Source organism: Pseudarthrobacter siccitolerans, assembly GCF_001046895.1.
GTDB lineage: Bacteria > Actinomycetota > Actinomycetes > Actinomycetales > Micrococcaceae > Arthrobacter > Arthrobacter siccitolerans.
This window is the reverse complement of sequence record NZ_CAQI01000038.1, coordinates 34,575-53,089: the sequence shown is the minus strand read 5'-3', so window position 1 is coordinate 53,089 and position 18,515 is coordinate 34,575. Positions and strand designations below refer to the sequence as shown.

23 protein-coding genes, 1 other RNA gene and 1 riboswitch are annotated in these 18,515 nt (G+C 65.4%); of the genes, 11 read left to right on the top strand and 13 right to left on the bottom strand.

Translation table 11 applies throughout. The annotated features are described in order from the left end of the window. Nucleotides 1–43: 43 nt before the first annotated feature. A complete protein-coding gene (locus tag ARTSIC4J27_RS23535; protein WP_369299106.1) occupies nt 44–118 on the top strand; it encodes a 50S ribosomal protein bL37 in 75 nt (24 codons plus the stop codon). Nucleotides 119–229: 111 nt separating this feature from the next. Here the strand turns inward: ARTSIC4J27_RS23535 and rsrA are convergent, their stop codons facing one another. Both rsrA and ARTSIC4J27_RS07480 read right to left on the bottom strand, forming a co-directional pair. After that, a complete protein-coding gene (gene rsrA, locus ARTSIC4J27_RS07485; RefSeq protein WP_050054586.1) occupies nt 230–490 on the bottom strand; it encodes a mycothiol system anti-sigma-R factor in 261 nt (86 codons plus the stop codon). After that, nucleotides 487–1,254 (bottom strand): sigma-70 family RNA polymerase sigma factor, encoded by a 768-nt coding sequence (locus ARTSIC4J27_RS07480; protein ID WP_083435365.1) that lies wholly within the window; start codon nt 1,252–1,254, stop codon nt 487–489. Before ARTSIC4J27_RS07480 ends, rsrA begins: the two co-directional genes overlap by 4 nt. A gap of 280 nt (nt 1,255–1,534) precedes the next feature. Between ARTSIC4J27_RS07480 and ARTSIC4J27_RS07475 the strand changes: the two genes are divergently transcribed. The 10 genes from ARTSIC4J27_RS07475 (at nt 1,535) to ARTSIC4J27_RS07430 (ending at nt 10,029) form a co-directional block, all read left to right on the top strand. Further along, entirely contained in the window at nt 1,535–2,083 is a 549-nt protein-coding gene (locus ARTSIC4J27_RS07475; protein ID WP_050054585.1) for a DoxX family protein, read from the top strand. Between the two features lie 7 nt (nt 2,084–2,090). Further along, nucleotides 2,091–3,482: a 3-phosphoshikimate 1-carboxyvinyltransferase gene (gene aroA / locus ARTSIC4J27_RS07470; RefSeq protein WP_050054584.1), complete on the top strand. Its 1,392-nt coding sequence runs from the start codon at nt 2,091–2,093 to the stop codon at nt 3,480–3,482. After that, the gene (gene rsgA / locus ARTSIC4J27_RS07465; RefSeq protein ID WP_050054583.1) at nt 3,466–4,581 is read left to right on the top strand and encodes a ribosome small subunit-dependent GTPase A; all 1,116 of its coding nucleotides are present in this window, start codon (nt 3,466–3,468) and stop codon (nt 4,579–4,581) included. The genes aroA and rsgA overlap by 17 nt, the downstream gene beginning before the upstream one ends. Before the next feature lie 48 nt (nt 4,582–4,629). Beyond that, complete coding sequence (gene hisN, locus ARTSIC4J27_RS07460) at nt 4,630–5,442, top strand: histidinol-phosphatase (protein WP_050054582.1); 813 nt, start codon at nt 4,630–4,632, stop codon at nt 5,440–5,442. A gap of 159 nt (nt 5,443–5,601) precedes the next feature. Continuing rightward, nucleotides 5,602–5,715: riboswitch (SAM riboswitch) on the top strand. 37 nt (nt 5,716–5,752) lie between these two features. Then, nucleotides 5,753–7,180, top strand: coding sequence for an aminotransferase class V-fold PLP-dependent enzyme (locus ARTSIC4J27_RS07455; protein ID WP_050054581.1), 1,428 nt, complete (start codon nt 5,753–5,755; stop codon nt 7,178–7,180). A 55-nt stretch (nt 7,181–7,235) separates the two neighbouring features. Then, entirely contained in the window at nt 7,236–7,994 is a 759-nt protein-coding gene (locus ARTSIC4J27_RS07450) for a class I SAM-dependent methyltransferase (protein WP_050054580.1), read from the top strand. 31 nt (nt 7,995–8,025) lie between these two features. Next, nucleotides 8,026–8,739 carry a metal-dependent transcriptional regulator gene (locus ARTSIC4J27_RS07445; RefSeq protein WP_050054579.1) on the top strand — a complete coding sequence of 238 codons (714 nt, stop codon included), beginning with the start codon at nt 8,026–8,028 and terminating at the stop codon, nt 8,737–8,739. A 15-nt stretch (nt 8,740–8,754) separates the two neighbouring features. Continuing rightward, nucleotides 8,755–9,180: a FluC/FEX family fluoride channel gene (locus tag ARTSIC4J27_RS07440; protein WP_235436593.1), complete on the top strand. Its 426-nt coding sequence runs from the start codon at nt 8,755–8,757 to the stop codon at nt 9,178–9,180. Further along, complete coding sequence (locus ARTSIC4J27_RS07435) at nt 9,180–9,608, top strand: FluC/FEX family fluoride channel (protein ID WP_050054577.1); 429 nt, start codon at nt 9,180–9,182, stop codon at nt 9,606–9,608. Before ARTSIC4J27_RS07440 ends, ARTSIC4J27_RS07435 begins: the two co-directional genes overlap by 1 nt. A 52-nt stretch (nt 9,609–9,660) precedes the next feature. Further along, nucleotides 9,661–10,029 carry a hypothetical protein gene (locus tag ARTSIC4J27_RS07430; protein ID WP_050054610.1) on the top strand — a complete coding sequence of 123 codons (369 nt, stop codon included), beginning with the start codon at nt 9,661–9,663 and terminating at the stop codon, nt 10,027–10,029. Here ARTSIC4J27_RS07430 and ARTSIC4J27_RS07425 read toward each other — a convergent pair. The 11 genes from ARTSIC4J27_RS07425 to ARTSIC4J27_RS07380 all read right to left on the bottom strand — a co-directional run bounded on the left by ARTSIC4J27_RS07425 (nt 10,026) and on the right by ARTSIC4J27_RS07380 (nt 18,480). Beyond that, nucleotides 10,026–11,018, bottom strand: a complete 993-nt coding sequence (locus ARTSIC4J27_RS07425; RefSeq protein WP_050054576.1) for a S1C family serine protease — start codon at nt 11,016–11,018, stop codon at nt 10,026–10,028. The genes ARTSIC4J27_RS07430 and ARTSIC4J27_RS07425 overlap by 4 nt on opposite strands. A 226-nt stretch (nt 11,019–11,244) precedes the next feature. Continuing rightward, nucleotides 11,245–11,613: a transfer-messenger RNA gene (gene ssrA, locus ARTSIC4J27_RS22090) on the bottom strand. 78 nt (nt 11,614–11,691) lie between these two features. Further along, nucleotides 11,692–12,165, bottom strand: a complete 474-nt coding sequence (gene smpB / locus ARTSIC4J27_RS07420) for an SsrA-binding protein SmpB (protein WP_050054575.1) — start codon at nt 12,163–12,165, stop codon at nt 11,692–11,694. Between the two features lie 84 nt (nt 12,166–12,249). Further along, entirely contained in the window at nt 12,250–13,677 is a 1,428-nt protein-coding gene (locus tag ARTSIC4J27_RS07415) for a M23 family metallopeptidase (RefSeq protein ID WP_050054574.1), read from the bottom strand. 26 nt (nt 13,678–13,703) lie between these two features. Beyond that, nucleotides 13,704–14,618: a permease-like cell division protein FtsX gene (gene ftsX, locus ARTSIC4J27_RS07410; protein ID WP_050054573.1), complete on the bottom strand. Its 915-nt coding sequence runs from the start codon at nt 14,616–14,618 to the stop codon at nt 13,704–13,706. Then, complete coding sequence (gene ftsE / locus ARTSIC4J27_RS07405; RefSeq protein ID WP_050054572.1) at nt 14,615–15,394, bottom strand: cell division ATP-binding protein FtsE; 780 nt, start codon at nt 15,392–15,394, stop codon at nt 14,615–14,617. Before ftsE ends, ftsX begins: the two co-directional genes overlap by 4 nt. A gap of 171 nt (nt 15,395–15,565) precedes the next feature. Continuing rightward, nucleotides 15,566–16,681, bottom strand: coding sequence for a peptide chain release factor 2 (gene prfB / locus ARTSIC4J27_RS07400; RefSeq protein WP_050054571.1), 1,116 nt, complete (start codon nt 16,679–16,681; stop codon nt 15,566–15,568). Nucleotides 16,682–16,815: 134 nt separating this feature from the next. After that, entirely contained in the window at nt 16,816–17,226 is a 411-nt protein-coding gene (locus ARTSIC4J27_RS07395) for a pilus assembly protein TadG-related protein (protein ID WP_050054570.1), read from the bottom strand. Nucleotides 17,227–17,258: 32 nt separating this feature from the next. Beyond that, complete coding sequence (locus ARTSIC4J27_RS07390) at nt 17,259–17,651, bottom strand: hypothetical protein (protein ID WP_083435363.1); 393 nt, start codon at nt 17,649–17,651, stop codon at nt 17,259–17,261. Between the two features lie 97 nt (nt 17,652–17,748). Then, a complete protein-coding gene (locus tag ARTSIC4J27_RS07385; protein WP_083435362.1) occupies nt 17,749–18,204 on the bottom strand; it encodes a TadE family protein in 456 nt (151 codons plus the stop codon). 3 nt (nt 18,205–18,207) lie between these two features. Continuing rightward, on the bottom strand, nt 18,208–18,480 hold the full coding sequence (locus ARTSIC4J27_RS07380) for a hypothetical protein (protein WP_235436594.1): 273 nt from the start codon (nt 18,478–18,480) through the stop codon (nt 18,208–18,210). Nucleotides 18,481–18,515: the final 35 nt, after the last annotated feature.

Genomic DNA, 18,515 nt, shown 5'->3' with positions numbered 1-18,515 from the left:
TTGAGGGCAGCTCTTTTGAGTACCAACATTAAGGAGGCCAGCTATGAGCAAGCGTGCACGCAAGCGTCGTGACCGTAAGCGTGGCGGCGCGAACCACGGGAAGCGCCCCAACACCTAGGCACATGCCAGGTACAGCGGTTAAAGCAAAGGACCCCGGAAGCCACTCGGCTTCCGGGGTCCTTTGTACTTGGGGCTGGTTTGGGACGGAGCCCTGTATGTTGCGTTCGCCCTACGCGTCCACGGGACGGATCGAGTGGATCCGGTCCAGGATGGCGTTCTTCAGGTTCTCCGGAGCAGCTTCGGTGCAGGAACGCTTGACCATGTTGCGGATGACGCACTCGAGGTCGTACTGTTCCGTGCATTCCGGGCACTCATCGAGGTGCGTCTTGATTTCCGTGATGTCCTCACGGGTCAACGCGCCGTCAAGGTACTCGTAGATGCGTTGCATCCGGGTATCGTCGCAGTCGCCCAATCCCTGGCAGTCGCTCATTTCCTGTTCTCCTGTTGTGTGCTTTCCGCCGCTTCCGGTGCATTTGCGGCCGTTTTGAATCCGCGCTCGGCGGCGTATTCCGCGAGCATGTCCCGCAGCATTCGCCGGCCGCGGTGAAGCCGGGACATCACTGTTCCGATGGGGGTGTTCATGATGTCTGAGATTTCTTTGTAGGCAAACCCTTCAACATCCGCGAAGTACACCGCGAGGCGGAATTCTTCGGGAATGGCCTGAAGGGCCCGCTTGACGTCCGAATCCGGCAGGTGATCCAGCGCCTCTGCCTCAGCGGAACGCAACCCGCTGGAGGTGTGTGATTCAGCACGCGCCAACTGCCAGTCCTCAATGGTGTCCGAGTTGGACTGAAGCGGTTCGCGCTGCCGTTTGCGGTACAGGTTGATATAGGTGTTGGTCAGGATCCGGTACAGCCATGCCTTGAGGTTGGTCCCCGGCTTGTACTGGTGGAACGCGGAGAAGGCCTTGGTGTAGGCCTCCTGGACGAGGTCCTCTGCATCAGCCGGGTTCCGGGCCATCCGCATGGCCGCCGAGTACAGCTGATCGACGTACTGCATGGCGTCGCGTTCGAACCGCGCACGGCGGTCATCCGCGGATTCCGTGGAAACGTTGACCGCTTCTTCGGCGGCGTCCGCAGGCTGCCCGGAGTCTTCCGCCGGCTCTGCCGGCTCTGGCCGGGTATCAGCGCTGCTCTTAGCCTCGTTCTGCGAAGCCTCATACATGGCCGAAACGGCCGGATCCAGGGTGCTCATTGCCTTCAAGTCTACTGTCAGGCTCTGCACACGCGGCGACCCATACCCTGGAGGTTCGGCCCCCAACGAATCCACGGCCACCGGGCCTGCTGCATCGATTCCGTCCAACACCCGCCTCAAGGGCCAACTCCGCTCTGTTGTCCGGTGCTTTGTCTTGTGGGCCCCGCTTTCCGGGCCCAGTTTCCATAACCTGCCGTTCCGGGCAAATATTCCCCAAAAGTGCAAGACTAGAACGGACTCCGCCGCACCAGACGCGGTTCGTCCACCCAGGAGGAAATCCATGTCCTTTGTCCGCACACTCGCACGGCCCATGCTTGCTTCCAGTTTTGTTCTTGCCGGAATGGATAAGCTCAAAAACGCCGACGATACCGCGCAACAGCTCTCGCCCCTGCTGAGCAAGGCAGCGGCCGCGCTGCCTTTCCAGACTAATGAGAAGACACTGGCCCGGATTATCGGCGGCACGCAGGTGGGCGCCGGCGTCCTGTTCGGCCTGGGGAAATTCTCCCGCCTTTCCGCCACCGTACTGACCGTGGTTTCCCTGCTCAACACGTTCGTCGAGTGGCGCAGCGCGGACATCAGCAGCAAGGAAGGCCGCGGAAACCGCCGCAACCAGCTGCTGAAAAACCTGTCCCTGAGCGGCGGGGCGCTGCTTGCTTCAGTGGACACGGCAGGCAAGCCGGGGCTGGCATGGCGTGCCGAACACCTGGCGTCCGATGTCCGGAAGGGCGCCGCGCACCTTACGGCAGATGCCCGGAAGACCACCAACAAGAAGCTGCACAAAGCCGACCAGGCCGTCCGCCGCGCCGTCGAACAGGCCACGGGTGCATAAGCAGGACATGACCGCACCAGCTGCCGCCACCCGGGACAACTCCGGAACATCCCTTCCCCACTGGCCTGCCCCTTTCGCCTCCCGTCCTGTGGATGCCACCGTCACGGTGCCGGGTTCGAAGTCGCTGACCAACAGGTACCTGGTGCTCGCCGCGCTGGCCGACGGTCCCTCCCGGCTGCGCGCACCGCTGCATTCCAGGGACTCCGCACTGATGATCGAGGCGCTCCGCCAGCTTGGCGCCACCATCACGGAGGTGCCGGGGGACGGTGCCTTCGGGCCGGACCTGGAGGTCCTCCCGATCACCGCGGACAAGGCACCGTCCGCCGCCACCATCGACTGCGGCCTTGCCGGAACGGTGATGCGGTTCGTGCCGCCGCTGGCCGCGCTGCGCAACGGCGCCAGCCTGTTCGACGGCGACCCGCATGCCCGGAAGCGCCCCATGGGAACCATCATCGAGGCCCTGAAGGCGCTGGGAGTGGCAGTTTCCGCTGAAGACGGCGGCACGCCGTCGTCCTTGCCGTTTGTGGTGGAAGGCTCAGGCGAGGTCCGTGGCGGCCACCTGGTCATTGACGCCAGCGCCTCCTCCCAGTTTGTCTCGGCTCTGCTGCTGGTGGGCGCGAGGTTCACCGAAGGGCTGCACCTGGAGCATGTCGGCAAACCGGTGCCCAGCCTGGACCACATCAACATGACAGTTGCCGTCCTGCGCGGCGCCGGCGTTGTGGTGGATGATTCAGTGCCGAACCATTGGATTGTTGCGCCCGGACCCATCGGCGCCTTCGACCAGCAGATCGAGCAGGACCTGTCCAACGCCGGCCCGTTCCTTGCTGCCGCGCTGGCCTCCGGCGGAACCGTCAGGATCCCGGGCTGGCCTGAACAGACGCAGCAGGTAGGCGATCTCTGGCGCAGCATCCTTGCCGAGATGGGCGCCGACGTCAGCCTGCGCGACGGCGTCCTCACCGTCACGGGCGGACCGGAAATCAACGGCGCCAATTTCGCGGATACCAGCGAACTGGCCCCCACGGTCGCAGCGCTGTGCGCCCTGGCCAATGGGCCCTCCCGGCTCACCGGAATCGCACACCTGCGCGGACATGAGACCGACCGGCTCGCTGCCCTGGTCACCGAGATCAACCGCCTGGGCGGCGACGCCGAGGAGACCAGCGACGGACTGGTGATCCGGCCCGCAAAGCTGCATGCCGGCGTCGTGCACAGTTACGCGGACCACCGCATGGCCACCGCCGGAGCCATCCTCGGCCTGGCGGTGGAAGGGGTCCAGGTGGAGGACATCGCCACCACCGCCAAAACCATGCCTGATTTTCCGCGGCTGTGGGCAGACATGCTGGCCCAGACCGGCGTTTCCAGTGCGGTGCCGGAAGGTTCGACCGGTGGCTCGGAGCACTGACTCCTGGGACGAGTCGGATGTGCGCATCCGGCCGAGCAAAAAAGGATCCAGGCCCCGCACCAAGGACCGGCCCAGCCACGACGACGCCGTCACCGGCCGGATCGTCACCGTTGACCGCGGCCGGTACACAGCAGTAGTGGGTGAGGACTCCGGCAACGAGCGGACTGTCATCGCCGCCCGGGCCCGCGAACTGCGCCGGAATCCGGTGGTGGCGGGCGATTTCGTGTCGCTCGTGGGAGACGTTTCCGGCGACCCCAACACCCTGGCCCGGCTGGTGAAAATCCAGGACCGCAAAACCCTTCTGAGGCGCAGCGCCGACGACACCGATCCCGTGGAACGGGCCGTGGTGGCCAACGCCGACCAGCTGGTAATTGTGGTGGCTGCCGCCAACCCGGAGCCGCGCACCGGCTTTATCGACCGCGCCCTGGTGGCCGCGTACGACGCCGGGATCGAGCCGATTCTGCTGGTCACCAAGGCTGACGTCAAGGATCCGGCGGAGCTGCTGTCCAACTACACGCACCTGGACTTCCCGGTAATCATCAGCCGGACAGCGGATTCGGCAGCGTCAGGCATCGACGCCCGCTCTGACGACGGACTTTCGGCCCGCCTGGACAGCGCAGCCGTGGCGGAGCTGCGGGGCTACCTGGACGGAAAGGTCACCGTGATGCTCGGGCATTCCGGCGTGGGGAAATCGACCATGGTGAACGCGCTGACCGGGGCCGAGCGCGCCACTGGCGGAGTCAACGCCGTAACGGGACGCGGCCGCCACACGTCGTCGTCCGCCCTGGCGCTGAGGCTGTCCGATGCCCCGCCCGGCAGCTGGATCATCGATACCCCCGGTATCCGCTCTTTCGGCCTGGCCCACGTGGACCCGGACCGGATCCTGCGGTCGTTCCCGGACCTCTCCCCCGGCATCGAGGACTGCGAAAGGGGCTGCAAGCACACCGCCACGGCGGTGAACTGCGGCCTTGATGCCTGGGTGGCCGGCGGCCATGCCGGAACCACCGGAGAAGCCCGGCTGGCCTCCCTGCGGCGGCTCCTCGGCACCGATCCCCGGGTGGAGGCCCAGGAGGCCAAGGAGCTCGGCAGCGTCAACTGACAGTGCCGATCTCCCAGCAGAACTGCGTGCAGACGGTAGTTTGTAACCATGATCCAACCCGCTTCGAGCTACAACGATGACCTGCGCCTGGCCCATGTCCTGGCCGACTCCGTGGACGACCAGACCATGAGCCGCTTCAAGGCCCTGGACCTCCAGGTGGAGACCAAGCCTGACCTGACGCCCGTCACCGACGCGGACAAGGCCGCCGAAGAAGCCATCCGCGGCCAGTTGTCGCGTTCCCGCCCGCGCGACGCGGTGCTGGGCGAGGAGTTCGGCAGCACCGGGCACGGGTCGCGCCGCTGGATCATCGATCCGATCGACGGCACCAAGAACTTTGTCCGCGGCGTCCCCGTCTGGGCCACCCTGATTGCGCTGGTGGATGAGGGCGAGCCGGTGGTGGGTGTGGTCAGTGCACCGGCCCTGGGCAAGCGCTGGTGGGCCGCCAAGGGCATGGGCGCCTACATGGGCCGCTCCCTCGCTGCGGCCACCCGGCTGCGGGTCTCCAATGTTTCCAAGCTCTCCGACGCCTCCCTCTCCTATTCCAGCCTCGGCGGCTGGAAGGAACGCGGCAGCCTGGACAACTTCCTGGGCCTCACCGAGGATGTATGGCGGACCCGTGCGTACGGCGACTTCTGGTCCTACTGCATGGTGGCCGAAGGATCAGTGGACATCGCCTGCGAACCTGAGCTGAACCTTTATGACATGGCAGCACTGGTGCCGGTTGTGGTGGAAGCCGGCGGCCGCTTCACATCCCTGGAAGGGGAAGACGGGCCCTTCGGCGGCAACGCACTGGCCACCAACTCCATCCTGCACTCCGAGGTACTCCGCAGGCTGAACCCGGACCTGGACGACCTCCTGTAGCACAGCTTTACCGAAGAATTGAGCGGCGGGCACCCCCACGAGGAGGTGCCCGCCGTCGTTTCTTCGGCAAAAGAAGCCCTTTTCAGCAGCGCGTAACAAAACGCTTAACATTGGTACCGGCTTCGAACCTTCCGGCCCCATGTTCTACGCTCTTAACCAGGTCACGAGTGCCAGCGCGAAACCCCGGTTTGCTGGCCGGCAACCCTCCAACCGCGGTGGGGTGCCCCGGGTGACGACCAGGCCGGTCCGGAGCGGATGCGGCAAGCGCGGATTCCCCGGGTGTGGGAGTCCTTCTGAAGTGAGGTCTGCCGTGACAACTGCCACCGTCTCCCCCAACGCCACCTTTGAAGCTGCCCAGGCTGGAACCATCTTCGATGCCCGCCGTGCTGCCGCGGGCCGTCCGCTCGCCGCCGTCACCGGCGCAGAAATCCAGGCACCGCTGATCCATGGCGGCCACGTCCGCTACGCCAACCTTGACTACGGCGCCTCGGCTCCGGCCCTCTCCGTGGTCTCGGCGTACCTTAACGAGATCCTGCCGTTCTACGCCAGCGTCCACCGCGGCGCCGGTTACGCATCCCAGATCAGCACCTCCGTATATGAAAACTCACGCAACATTGTCCGGGAGTTCGTGGGCGGCCGCCCGGACGATTCGGTGATCTTCACGCGGAACACCACCGATTCGCTCAACCTGCTGGCCGGTTGCCTGCCCGCAACGGACGGCCGGCCCGACGGCGAAGTCCTCTACCTGGACATCGAGCACCACGCCAACCTGCTGCCGTGGCAGGGCGTCCCGCACCGCAGCATCGTTGCCGCCGACACCATCGCCGGAACCATCGACGCCATCCGTGCGGAACTGAGCCAGGGCGGCGTGAGCCTGCTCGCCGTCACCGGCGCCTCCAACGTCACCGGCGAAATCCTGCCCATCCGCGCCCTGGCCGCGCTGGCCCACGAACACGGCGCACGGATCGTGGTGGACGCCGCCCAGCTTGCACCGCACCGCCGGGTGGACATTGCAGCGGACGACGTCGACTACCTCGCCTTCTCCGGCCACAAGCTGTACGCACCTTTCGGTTCCGGCGTGCTGGTGGGCCGCACGGACTGGCTTGACGCCGGAACGCCGCACCTTGCCGGTGGCGGCGCCGTCAAGGAAGCACGGCTCGACGGCGTCAGCTGGGCCACCGGCCCGGCCCGCCATGAGGGCGGCTCGCCCAACGTCCTGGGCGCGGCGACCCTGGCCCGTGCCACGCAGGTGATCGCCGGGCTGGACCAGGAGCAGTGGCACGCCCACGAGTCCGCCATCCGCTCCTTCCTGGTGGAAGGCCTGCAGCAGATCGACGGCGTCACGGTGCACCAGATCTTCAAGGACACCAACCCGGACACCGACACCATCGGAGTGGTCAACTTCTCCGTGGAGGGCTACGACGCCGGGCTGGTGGCCGCCTATCTGTCCGCCGAGCACGGCGTGGGCCTGCGCGACGGCCGCTTCTGCGCCCACCCGCTGCTGAAGCGCCTGGGTTTGCCGTCCGGATCGCTGCGCGCCAGCTTCGGCGTCGGATCCCGCCTGGAGGACGCCGAGCGTCTCCTTGCCGGCATCACGGCGCTGCGCAACAACGGGCTGGGCTGGGACTACGTGGTGGACGCCGGGCGCTGGGTTCCGGCGAACGACACCCGGACCTACCCGCACTGGGCTCCCAACACTCCGGGCACCGCGGGTGCCGCTCCCTGCATCGATGACTAGGCAATTGCGGTAAATTCGAAGGATACCCAAGGGCATCAATCGAAGGAGGCCACACGTGGTACGGGGTGGCCCCAAACTTGGGCACGGACGGCGGCGGGAGCTCGGCCAGAGTTTCCAGGACGGCGGCCGGCACTACCAGCAGGTCCGCCCCGGCTACCCGGAAGAATCAGCACGCTGGCTGGTCCCTGCCGGAGCCCGCGATGCGCTCGATGCCGGTGCCGGCACCGGCAAATTCACCGAACTCCTGCTCGGCATGGGACTGTCCGTCACGGCAGTGGACCCCTCCACGGACATGCTCGAACAGTTACGGGCGCACTATCCCGCTGCCACGGCTGTCCAGGCCACTGCAGAGGCCACCGGCCTGCCCGCGGCGGCCTTCGACGTCGTGAGCGTTGCCCAGGCCTGGCACTGGTGTGACGCCCTGGCGGCGAGCACAGAACTGGCACGCGTCCTGCGCCCGCGCGGAACGCTGGGCCTGATCTGGAACCAGCTGGACACCTCGGTTCCCTGGGTGCACCGGCTTTCCCGGATCATGCATGCCGGCGACGTGTACAAGCCAGGCTTCCGGCCACAGGTGGGGCCGGAGTTCCGGGACCTCGAGGGCCACGTCACGCACTGGCAGGACCACGTCACCACCACTGACCTCGTGGAGCTGGCCAAATCCCGGAGCTATTACCTGCGGGCCGGCGAAACCACCCGCGCTAAGGTGCTGGCCAACCTCGACTGGTACCTCCACGACCACCTGGGGCACCGCCTCGACGAAGAGCTCGAACTGCCCTATCTCACGCTCACCTGGCGGGCCATCAAAGCGTGACGGCGGGCGGTCAACGGGTAGGCTAGGTGCTGTGAAGACCAGCGCGCCCTCCTCCTCCATCGAGGATTACGTCAAGGTCATCTACTCATTCACTGAATGGCAGGACAAACCCATCACGTCCTCCCAGCTCGCCCAGCGGCTGGGAGTGGCCAATTCCTCGGTATCCGAGATGGTCCGGAAGCTGAAGGACCAGGGCCTGGTGGACCATAAGCCCTACAGCGCGATCACGCTCACCGAACAGGGCGTCCGGCTGGCCCTTTCCATGGTGCGCCGCCACCGCCTGATCGAGACCTACCTTGTCCAGCAGCTGGGGTACAGCTGGGACGAGGTCCACGACGAAGCCGAACTGCTGGAGCACGCCGTCTCGGATACGTTCATTGAGCGTGTGGCAGCCAAACTCGGAGACCCGCAGCGCGACCCCCACGGCGACCCGATCCCCACAGCCGAGGGCACAGTCCTGATGCCCCGTGCCCACCTGCTCGGCGAACTGGACCAGGGGCACACCGGCAGGATCACCCGTATCAGCGACGAAAACCCCGACCTGCTCCGCTACCTCTCCGCCGAGGAGATAGACCTCGACGCCGAAGTGGAGGTGGTGGGCCGCAAGCCGTTCGGCGGGGCCCTGGTGGTGCGGATCCGGAACTCGGGCAGGACCAGGGACTACGACCTGGCCGACGAGATCACCTCCGCCCTCTGGGTACACACCGACCATCCCCACCCGGGCTGCCTCCTCGGGGACGGCTGAATGAGGCGTGCCGGCATGCCGGCAGCCCCTGCCTGGCTTGCTGTTGCTGCTGGGGGCCTGCTCGGTACTGAACTGCGGTACGGGCTGGGGCTCGCGTTTCCGGATCTCCCGGGTTCCCTACCGTGGGCCACGCTGTGGATCAACGTAGGCGGCAGCTTTGTCCTGGCGTTGCTGACCTCGGTGTGGATGGCCCGGCCGCACACCGCCTTCTGGCTGCGCGCCGGCCTGGGCCCCGGCCTCCTGGGCTCCTTCACCACGTTCTCGGCGGTGGTGTTCGCGGTGGACCAGCTGGCCCGGGCGGGCTCGCACTTCATCTGGGTCGCCTACCTGGTGCTGTCGTTGCTGCTGGGACTGGCAGCGGCCGGAGCGGGGTGGCGGTCTGGAAGGGTGGTGGGCCGCCGGTTGAACGGGCGCGACACCGGGCTTGGTGCACGGCCGTGATGGCGGCCGCGTTGGTAGGGGTGTTCGGGGTTGCTGGCGCGCTGCTCCGTTTTGCCGTGGACAGCTGGTTCGCAGATCACGCCTCGGTCCGGGCTTCCCGCGGCTTAGTGGCACGTGACTCTGCGGCCCGCGGCTCCGGCCTTGGCGGGCGGCTGCACTGGCCGTGGGCCACGCTGCTCGTGAACGTCACGGGGTGCTTCATCATCGGCGCAGCCCACGCCCTGACCCTCAGCCTCGGAATGGCCCCGGAATGGCAGATCGCGCTGGCCACCGGGCTGGCCGGAGGCCTTACCACCTTCAGTTCCTGGACCACGGCAACCGTGCGCCTGTTCAGTGAAGCCCGATTCGGTGCTGCGGCTGTGAACGTGGCCGCCAATCTCGTTCTCGGTTTTGGCGCGGCCGCTGCCGGGCTTGCACTCGCCTCCTGAACTTCGTGAGCGGCCGGAGGCGATTTGGCGGCCTCCCGTATCGTGGATGGTGATGATTAGCAGACGTGACGCGGCCATTGCCCTGGATGTACCGATGGAAATGGCACAGCGCCATGGCCTTCCAAAGTGGATGACGGAGGCTGAGCTCGGGGAGATCCTGGACAACCCTCCCCCGTGGCTGGTGCAGTCCCGTGCCAACCGCACGGGCAAGCGTCCGGTGTGGGTGCATTTGGAGTGCGCTGTCTGCGGTTACGAGGAAGCAGCCCGCCCCAAGAAGTGGTGGCCGGAATTCACGTACGTGGTGTGCGCGCACCACAACCCCGAGGACGTCCCGCCGCTGCGCCCGGGTCACGTCCGCAGCGAGTTCGACGGCGTGGGCACACGTTTCGTGGGCATCGCGGACGTGGCGGGCCAGGACTAGGCCGGGCGCTGCCTCCCGTTGCTCGTCATCTCGTCAGGCACAGCGGTGAGATGGACTTCTGTGCCGTCCCGCAGCACGGCGAGCTCGAGTGGCTCGCCGATGGCGTCGACGAACAGCAGCCGTTGCAGGCTTTCGGCGTCACTGACCGGGCGGCCGCCTGCCGCGAGGAGGATGTCTCCGGCGGTCAGCCCTGCTTTGTCCGCGGGAGAACCGGGCAGTACCTCCACCACCCGCAGCGCATCCCGCTGGCCGGTCCTGATCACGGCACTGGGGCTCAGCCGGGTGGGTGTGCTGACCAGGCCCAGGTAGGCGCGGCGTACACGTCCGTCTGAGAGCAGTGCCGAAATGATCCGCCGGGTGGTGGCGTTGATGGGGATGGCCAGGCCCAGCCCGGCACCGGCCACGGCGGTGTTGATTCCCACGATCCGGCTGTGGGTATCGGCCAGCGCTCCTCCGGAGTTGCCCGGGTTGAGTGCTGCGTCCGTCTGGATCACGTCCTCGATGACCCGCCGGTTGCCCCCGGCCCACACCGGGATGGCACGGCCCAGGCCACTGACCACTCCCGCCGTCACCGAACCGGCCAGACCAAGCGGGTTTCCGACCGCTATCACCAGCTGGCCAACCCGCAGGGACTCTGCGTTCCCGAACGTGGCAGGCGGAATCCGCGGCGGCCTGCCATGGACCACGGCGAGATCGGACAGGGGGTCGGCGCCCACCAGCTCCAGATCCATCCGGCTGCCGTCGCCGAAAACTGCATGGCCCCGGTTCGTGCCGGCCACCACGTGCGAGTTGGTCAGCAGGTACCCGTCCTCTGTGAAGAGCACCGCGGAGCCCGCGCCCACCCGGATGCGTCCGTTGCGGCGGCTCGCGGACATTTCCAAGGCCGCGACGTGGGGCGTGACGGTGGCGGCCACGCGCATGACGGTCTCTGAGTACGAGTCCAGGGCGTCGGCGTCGGGCGCCTGAACTGGTTCGCTCCCCTGGCCCATGGGGCACCTCCTCGGTTGCCGGACCCCGGCGGCGCTGCGCTTGTCCGGGTCCTACCGGTGACAACGACCGGCGGCGGATCCGTAGTCCCGGCCGTGCTACGCCTTGGGTGAACGGGTGCCTGCGTGGCCGGCCTCCCCGCCATCCGCCGGGCAAAGAAAAACACCCCGGTCCGAAGACCGGGGTGTTTCTTGATGAACCACTCCGTAAAGGAGCGATTCACCACAAATGTGGAGATGGGGGGAATTGAACCCCCGTCCGATGTCGTGTTGTCAGGGCTTCTCCGGGCGCAGTTTGCGTCGGATTTTCTCGGCCCCAGCCATGCTGCAAACAGCTGGCTGATCCGGGCCCAGTCATCTAAGAGTCCCGTTCACCCCGATGACGGGAGTGAACAGCAGTGGCTATCTAAATGACGCCAGGATCCGGGGCGATAGCAACCTCGGGCTGACGGACTGTCTTACTGCTTAGGCAGCAAGAGCGAAGTCAGTGCGCTTAGATTCGGCACTTATTGGTTTGCAGAAAGCGTTTACGAGATAATTCTGCATCCTCGGCCCGCTTCACCTGTCGCGACTAACATCGTCGAAACCGATCATCCCCATATTCACTTACCAAACCGGCAGGCAAGCCCACCGGACTACCCATCATAACGCATCATTCAGGGAATTCATTCCAATCCTAGCGGCGGCGGTTCCGCTCCCGCATTTCGCGCTGCGCTTCACGGTTGTCCTGCTGCTCGCGGAGGGTCTGCCGCTTGTCGTACTCGCGCTTGCCGCGGGCCACGCCGATCTCCACCTTGGCCCTGCCATCAACGAAGTACAGTTGCAGCGGGACGATCGTATAGCCCGATTCACGCACCTTATGCGAGATCTTGATGAGTTCCTCGCGGTGCAGCAGCAGCTTCCGGCGGCGCCGGGCAGCGTGGTTGGTCCAGCTGCCCTGGTTGTACTCCGGGATGTGGATGGCTTCCATCCACAGCTCGTCGTTGTAGAAGGTGCAGAATCCGTCCACCATGGAGGCGTGGCCCTCGCGCAGGGACTTCACTTCGGTTCCCATCAGCGCAATTCCAGCCTCGTAGGTGTCCAGCACGTGGTAGTCGTGCCGGGCCTTGCGGTTGGTGGCCACCACTTTACGGCCACTTTCTTTAGGCAAGGGAAAGCTCCTCAGTTCAAGAATCGGATGTCCTCCGGGCCAACCGGCGCGGAGTCATACCAGTGTACGGCAGGCTCATGGGCCCTACAGCAGCCCCATCGGATCAATGGCGGTGCCGTTCAGCCAGGTTTCGAAGTGGGCGTGGCAGCCGGTGGAGTTGCCGGTGTTGCCGGAGTAGGCGATCAGCTGCCCCTGCGATACCCGCTGGCCGTTCGACACCACGATGCTGGAGTTGTGATAGTAGATGGTGTTCAGGGTGTTGCCCTGCACCAGGCCGTGGGAGATCTTTACACGCCATCCTCCGCCGTCGGCCGAGTTCCAGCCGGAGCTGAAGACTTCGCCTGCCGCCGCGGCATAAACGGGCGTGCCGCAGGCCGCGCCGAAGTCGATCCCGGTGTGCAGGTAGCCGCCCTGGCCGTAGAAATCGATGGTACCCGGCGGCGTTGCACGCCAGCCGAAGCCGGAGGTGATGGGGACGCTGCCATCGAAAGGATGCCGCAGGCCAAAGGCCGACGGCGATCCGACCGGCGGCACGAACGGCGGCACAGGAGGCGGCGGCTGGTTCCTCGCTGCCGCGGCGGCTGCCGCAGCTGCTGCAGCTTCCGCCGCAAGCCGGCGCTGCTCGGCTTCCCAGGCCTCGCGGAGCTTCCGGTCGCGTTCTTCGATTTCAGCTGCAACGGCATTCTGGCTGGCCTGGACACTGGCCAGCTGTGACTGGATGCCCGGCTTTGCTGCCTGCAGCTCTGCGTCAAGGCGGGTGGTGTCGGCGATCAGCCGGTCCACCTCGTCCTTCCTGGCAGCTGCCTCATCCCGGGCGGCCTTCTCCCGCTCAAGCGCTGCGTCCGCCTTGGCCTTCAGGTCCTTGATTTCGGCTTCGACGGCCTGGAGGCGTGCCTCTGAGTTGACGTTGGTGGCGCTCTGCTGGGACAGCTTGTCCATGGCGGCGTTCTGGCTTCGCATGGCCTGGTCCGCCAGGTCCATGGTCTCGGTCAGGCTTCCGCCATTATTGGAGCCGAAAAAGAGGGACAGGTTGGAGGGCACTCCCCCGGATTTGTAGGCCTGGGTGGCGATCTGCCCGATCAGCTTTTTGGTATCGGCGATCTTTTGTTTGTCCGTTTCCAGCTGTTGGGTGATTTTGGCCTTGTTCTGCTGTGCCATGTCCACCCGGGCGGAGAGCGCCTCAACTTCCTTGACGGCTCCGGCCACACGGCCCTGCGCCTCAAGGAGGGCCTGCTGGGCACCGGGCAGCTGGCCCTGGTACATGACCAGGTCGCCGGCGGCCTTGGCGATGCGCGAATCAACGAATTCCAATGACTGCTGGACCCTGGCTGCCTCCGCTTCGAGCGCCTTCTGCTTGTCTTCAAGCTCGTCGGCGAACGCTACCGGGGTGGAGGATGCCAGCCCTGCAGCGAGGACAACGGCGAGCACGGCGCTGATAATGCCGGCGCGGTGGGGTGCCTTCCGCCGTGTGGTGCGCGGGCGCCGCGGGGACAGATGATCCGTTACGTTCATGGGCATTCCTTGTTCGGTTTGCATACCTAGACGCGAAGGTATCGGCGCAAGGTCAAGAGAGACGAAATTCCCGCCAAGGATCCGCCAAGGATTATCAGGGCCGGTGCCAGGATCAGCGTCTGGCCGGAGGAGATGAAGGCGGTGTCCGGGTATTGCTGGGACATGTATTCACCGAGGAAGAAGTGCGCCACGGCCCAGAGCGTGGCGGAGGCCAGCGCCGCGCCGATAACCGCCGCGATGACACCCTCCAGAATGAACGGCAGCTGGATCACCGTCTTTGAGGCTCCCACCAGGCGCATGATTCCCGTTTCGCGGCGGCGGCTAAAGGCCGAGAGCCGGATGGTGGTGGCGATCAGCAGGATGGCGCACACGATCATCACACCTGCGATGCTGACGGCTACCAGGGAGGCCCCGTTCATGACGGAGAACAGCCGCTCGAGGAGCTGGCGCTGGTCAATGACGGTTTCCACACCCGGCTGCGAGGCGAAGGTCTCGCTGATGATCTGGTACTTTTCCGGATCCTTCATGTTGATGCGGAAGGATGCGGGCAGCTGGTCCGGCGTCACCGAGTCCACGATGGGCGAATTCGAGAACTGGTCCTTGAAGTGCTTGTAGGCCTCGTCCTTGGACTCGTACTGGAAGTCATTGATGTACTGGGCCACCGCTGGCGACTCCAGGAGGGAGTTGAGGCTCTCCTGCTGCTCGGCGGTGACGGGCCCGCTGGCGCAACCGGCCGCCGTCGACCCTTCACTGCACAGGAAGATGGCCACCTGGACTTTGTCGTACCAGTAGCCCTTCATCTGGTTGATCTGCATCTGCAGCATGCCGGCCGCGCCCACGAAAGTGAGCGAGACGAAGGTGACCAGGATGACCGAGACAACCATCGAAAGGTTGCGCCGGAGGCCGCTGCCGATCTCGCTGAGGATGAATGCGAGCCTCATCGCTGACCCTCGCCTTCGCCCGGCTGTCCGGTTCCGGGGTTGTCCCGGCCGCTCGCGTCCTTGAGCCTGCGCGACTGGCCAACCACCGGAATCATGGAGGTGTACAGCGCCTTGGCCTCGTCGCGGATGACCACACCGTTCTTGAGTTCCACTACGCGTTTACGCATTTCGTTGACGATGTCGTCGTCGTGTGTGGCCATCACCACGGTGGTGCCGTTTTGGTTGATCTTGTCCAGGACGCCCATGATGCCCATGGAGGTGGTGGGGTCAAGGTTTCCGGTTGGCTCATCGGCGAGGAGGATTCCGGGCCTGTTGACCACGGCGCGGGCGATCGCCACGCGCTGCTGCTCGCCGCCGGACAGTTCGTGCGGCATGCGGTGCTCTTTGCCTTCCAGGCCCACGGTTTTCAAGACCTCGGGGACGGTGTCCCGGATGACGCTGCGGCTTTTGCCGATGACCTGCATCGCGAAGGCTACGTTGGCGAAGACGTTTTTCTGCGGCAGGAGCCGGAAGTCCTGGAAGACGACGCCGATCCCACGGCGGAGCCGCGGCACACGCCAGCTGGAGATCTTGGCAACGTTCTGGCCGGCCACGTAGACGGCGCCGGAGGTTGCCCGGTCTTCCTTCAGGACGAGCCGCAGGAAGGTGGACTTGCCGGAGCCTGACGCGCCGACGAGGAAGGCGAATTCGCCGCGGTCAATCTCAAGGTTGACAGAGTCCAGCGCAGGCCGGGCTTTCTGGTCGTAGACCTTGGTGACATTTTCGAATCGGATCATGGCCCTAAGTACCCTGCAGGGCATAGCTGATTCTGATGCAGCCCAGTTCTGCAGCCGGTGCGCGGGTTTTCGTTTGGGGGAAGTAGGGCCCCGGCCCCTCGACTATACGCAGGGAGGCCAGTGAATCAGGCGGGTTTCAAGGGGCGTGTCGCCCGATCCTGCGGCTGGTTGCTACTTCTCAGCGTTGCGGTTGTCCGTCCGCCACCGGATGCCGGCGTCGATGAAGTCGTCGATTTCGCCGTCGAAGACCGCAGCCGTGTTGCCGACTTCGTGCTCGGTCCGCAGGTCTTTGACCATCTGGTACGGATTAAGGACGTAGGAGCGCATCTGGTCTCCCCAGGAGGCTTTGACGTCTCCGGCCAAGGCCTTCTTTTCGGCGTCTTCCTGTTCCTTCTTGAGGAGCAGGAGCCTTGACTGCAGCACGCGCATGGCGGCGGCGCGGTTCTGCAGCTGCGACTTTTCGTTCTGCATGGACACCACGGTTCCGGTGGGAATGTGGGTCAGGCGGACGGCGGAGTCGGTGGTGTTGACGGACTGGCCGCCAGGGCCCGAGGACCGGAACACGTCCACGCGGATTTCGTTGTCCGGGATTTCGATGGAGTCGGTCTGCTCGATCAGCGGGATGACCTCGACGGCGGCGAAGGACGTCTGGCGCCGGCCCTGGTTGTCGAAGGGGCTGATCCTGACGAGCCTGTGGGTTCCAGCTTCGACGCTGAGGGTGCCGAAGGCGTAGGGGGCCTTGACCTCGAAGGTTGCCGACTTGAGGCCGGCTTCCTCGGCATAGGACGTGTCCATAACGGTGGTGGGATAGCCGTGCCGTTCGGCCCAGCGGAGGTACATGCGCATCAGCATCTCGGCGAAGTCTGCGGCATCAACACCGCCGGCTCCTGCGCGGATGGAAACGACGGCCTCGCGTTCGTCATACTCACCGGACAGCAGGGTGACGACTTCGAGTTCCTTCAGGGCCTTCTTGATGGACTCCAGTTCGGCGGCCGCATCCGCCATGGAATCGGCGTCGTCCTCGTCCTGTCCAAGCTCCACCAGGACTTCCAGGTCATCGATCCTGGAAACGAGCCTGTTGAGGCGCTCCAGTTCAGACTGGCGGTGTGACAGGCGGGAGGTGATTTTTTGTGCCGCTGCGGGGTCGTCCCAGAGGTCCGGCTCGCCCGCCCGCTCGCTCAGTTCGGCGATGTCTTCCTTCAGCGTCTCTACATCGGAGACCCGCTCAATGGAGTCGTAGGTGGCGCGAAGGGCGCGGATTTCAGCGGAAAAATCAATATTGGCCATGGTTGTTTAAGCCTACGCTATCCGGGTGGAGGGCCTGACCTGGTTTGCTTGTCCGCACGGCTTACCCTGCTGCTTGCTCTGCCTGCGGCCGCGGCCGCGGGCGCCGGTTGTGCTTTCAGAAGCCACGGCTCCGGTCAGCGGGTGAGCCTGGAGCGTGCCGTGGAAGTTGCCTCAATTCGTATGCCGTCCGGCATCAGGAAGTTCACCACCGGAGGGTGCACGGCAGCTGTGAGAACCACGACGGCGGTTGAACCGTCGGGCGTGCCGGTCGCCCCTGTGACACCGAGGCCGTCGAAGCGCTGCGACGCCGGGCTTCTGGACACGAAGTCGGCTGCCACGTTCCTGACCCTCGCAGGGTTGAGGACCGCCGAGGGGCTGCCGCCCTGAGTTGCCACTTCACCCAACGTGTAGCTGTCGGCGGCGGCAAGGGATGCGCCGTCGGCCAGGGAGAGCAGCCGTTTATGTTCCAGGTATACGGAGGAAATGCCAATGACGGCTGTGGTGACCAGGAGGGCCAGCACGACGTAGCCCAGGATCATCACCATTACTTGGCCGTCTTCGCCTCCCGTGGATCTCCTCACCGGTACCTGCCCACGATTTGAGTTGACGAGGCCTCGACCTCGCTGGCGCTGAGCCGGAAGTCGTTGCTGAAGGGCAGAAACGGGAGCGGCACTGTCAGGCGTACCGTCACCGTGACCGTGCTTCCGGCAGCCTGGCAATCTGCGGGTTCGCATGATGTTTCCACCCTGGCTGCTTCGGCCGGATGTCCGAAGTCCGACAGGGCAATTGCCACCGCCTGTTCGGCTGCAGCCTGTGCGGTGGCTGCATCAGGCTGCGCGATGTAGACCTTCGCGCCCTGGTCTGCTGCGCCCACCACGGCAAAGGAGCCGCCCTGGATCTGGCTCATGGTGATGATGAAGTACACCAGTGGAACCATCAGCAGCAGTGCCAGGAAGGTGAACTCAACCACGGCGCTCCCCCGTTCGCGGAGGCCGTTACTTTGAAGGTTGCTTGGACCACGGCCCAAAGCTTCGCTGAATCGGGCGCGGAATCTGCCCGGCACTGGCTTAGGGCTGTACTGCTGCATGGCCCTTCACCTCCAGCATGTCGCGGGGACCGATGAGTCCGATCACCGGCATCGGCGCCCGTACGGTTACCTCGAGGGTCCGCAGGCCCTGGTAGGTCACCTCGCTGGTGCTGACGTGTTCGGCGAAACCGGCGTTCAACGCGGTTTGAATGAGGCTGCGGGTTCGTTCCTGGGCATCGGCTGCGCCGCGGTCAGCGAGCGTTCCGTAACGGGCACCTGAGGCTGCCGCATCAATCAGCGTATTCCTCACGTGGAGGACCAGGGTCAGCTGGATGATGGCGAGGAAAAACAGGGTGAGCAGACTGCCTACGAGGACAAAGTCCACTACTGCCGAGCCCCGCTCGCCGTCTCCGGTTCTCGGCCCGATGACGCCCTGGGCCGGCCTTCTACTGTCCAGAACGCGGTTGCTGTTTCCGCCGCCGTCGGACGGCGTCATCGCTTAGCTTCCGACCTTGTCCATCGCCTGGTTGAACATGGCCTCCAGGGCGGGACCTGCGAGCGCCAACAGCGCTGCGACCAAGACTGCCGACATAAGCGTGATCATCACCCAGCCAGGAACGTCACCCCTTTCAGGATCATCCTCCAATCTGGCATCCCCGGAGGGGCCTGTGACTGATCGCCGGCTTTGACCTCCTTTGCGTCGGAGTGTCCTGCCGCTCCCGACACCCCCTTCCGGAAGCAGCACTGCCACATATGACAGGAACAGCACCATGCAGCGAATCCCCAATTTCTCCATCATTTCCGTCC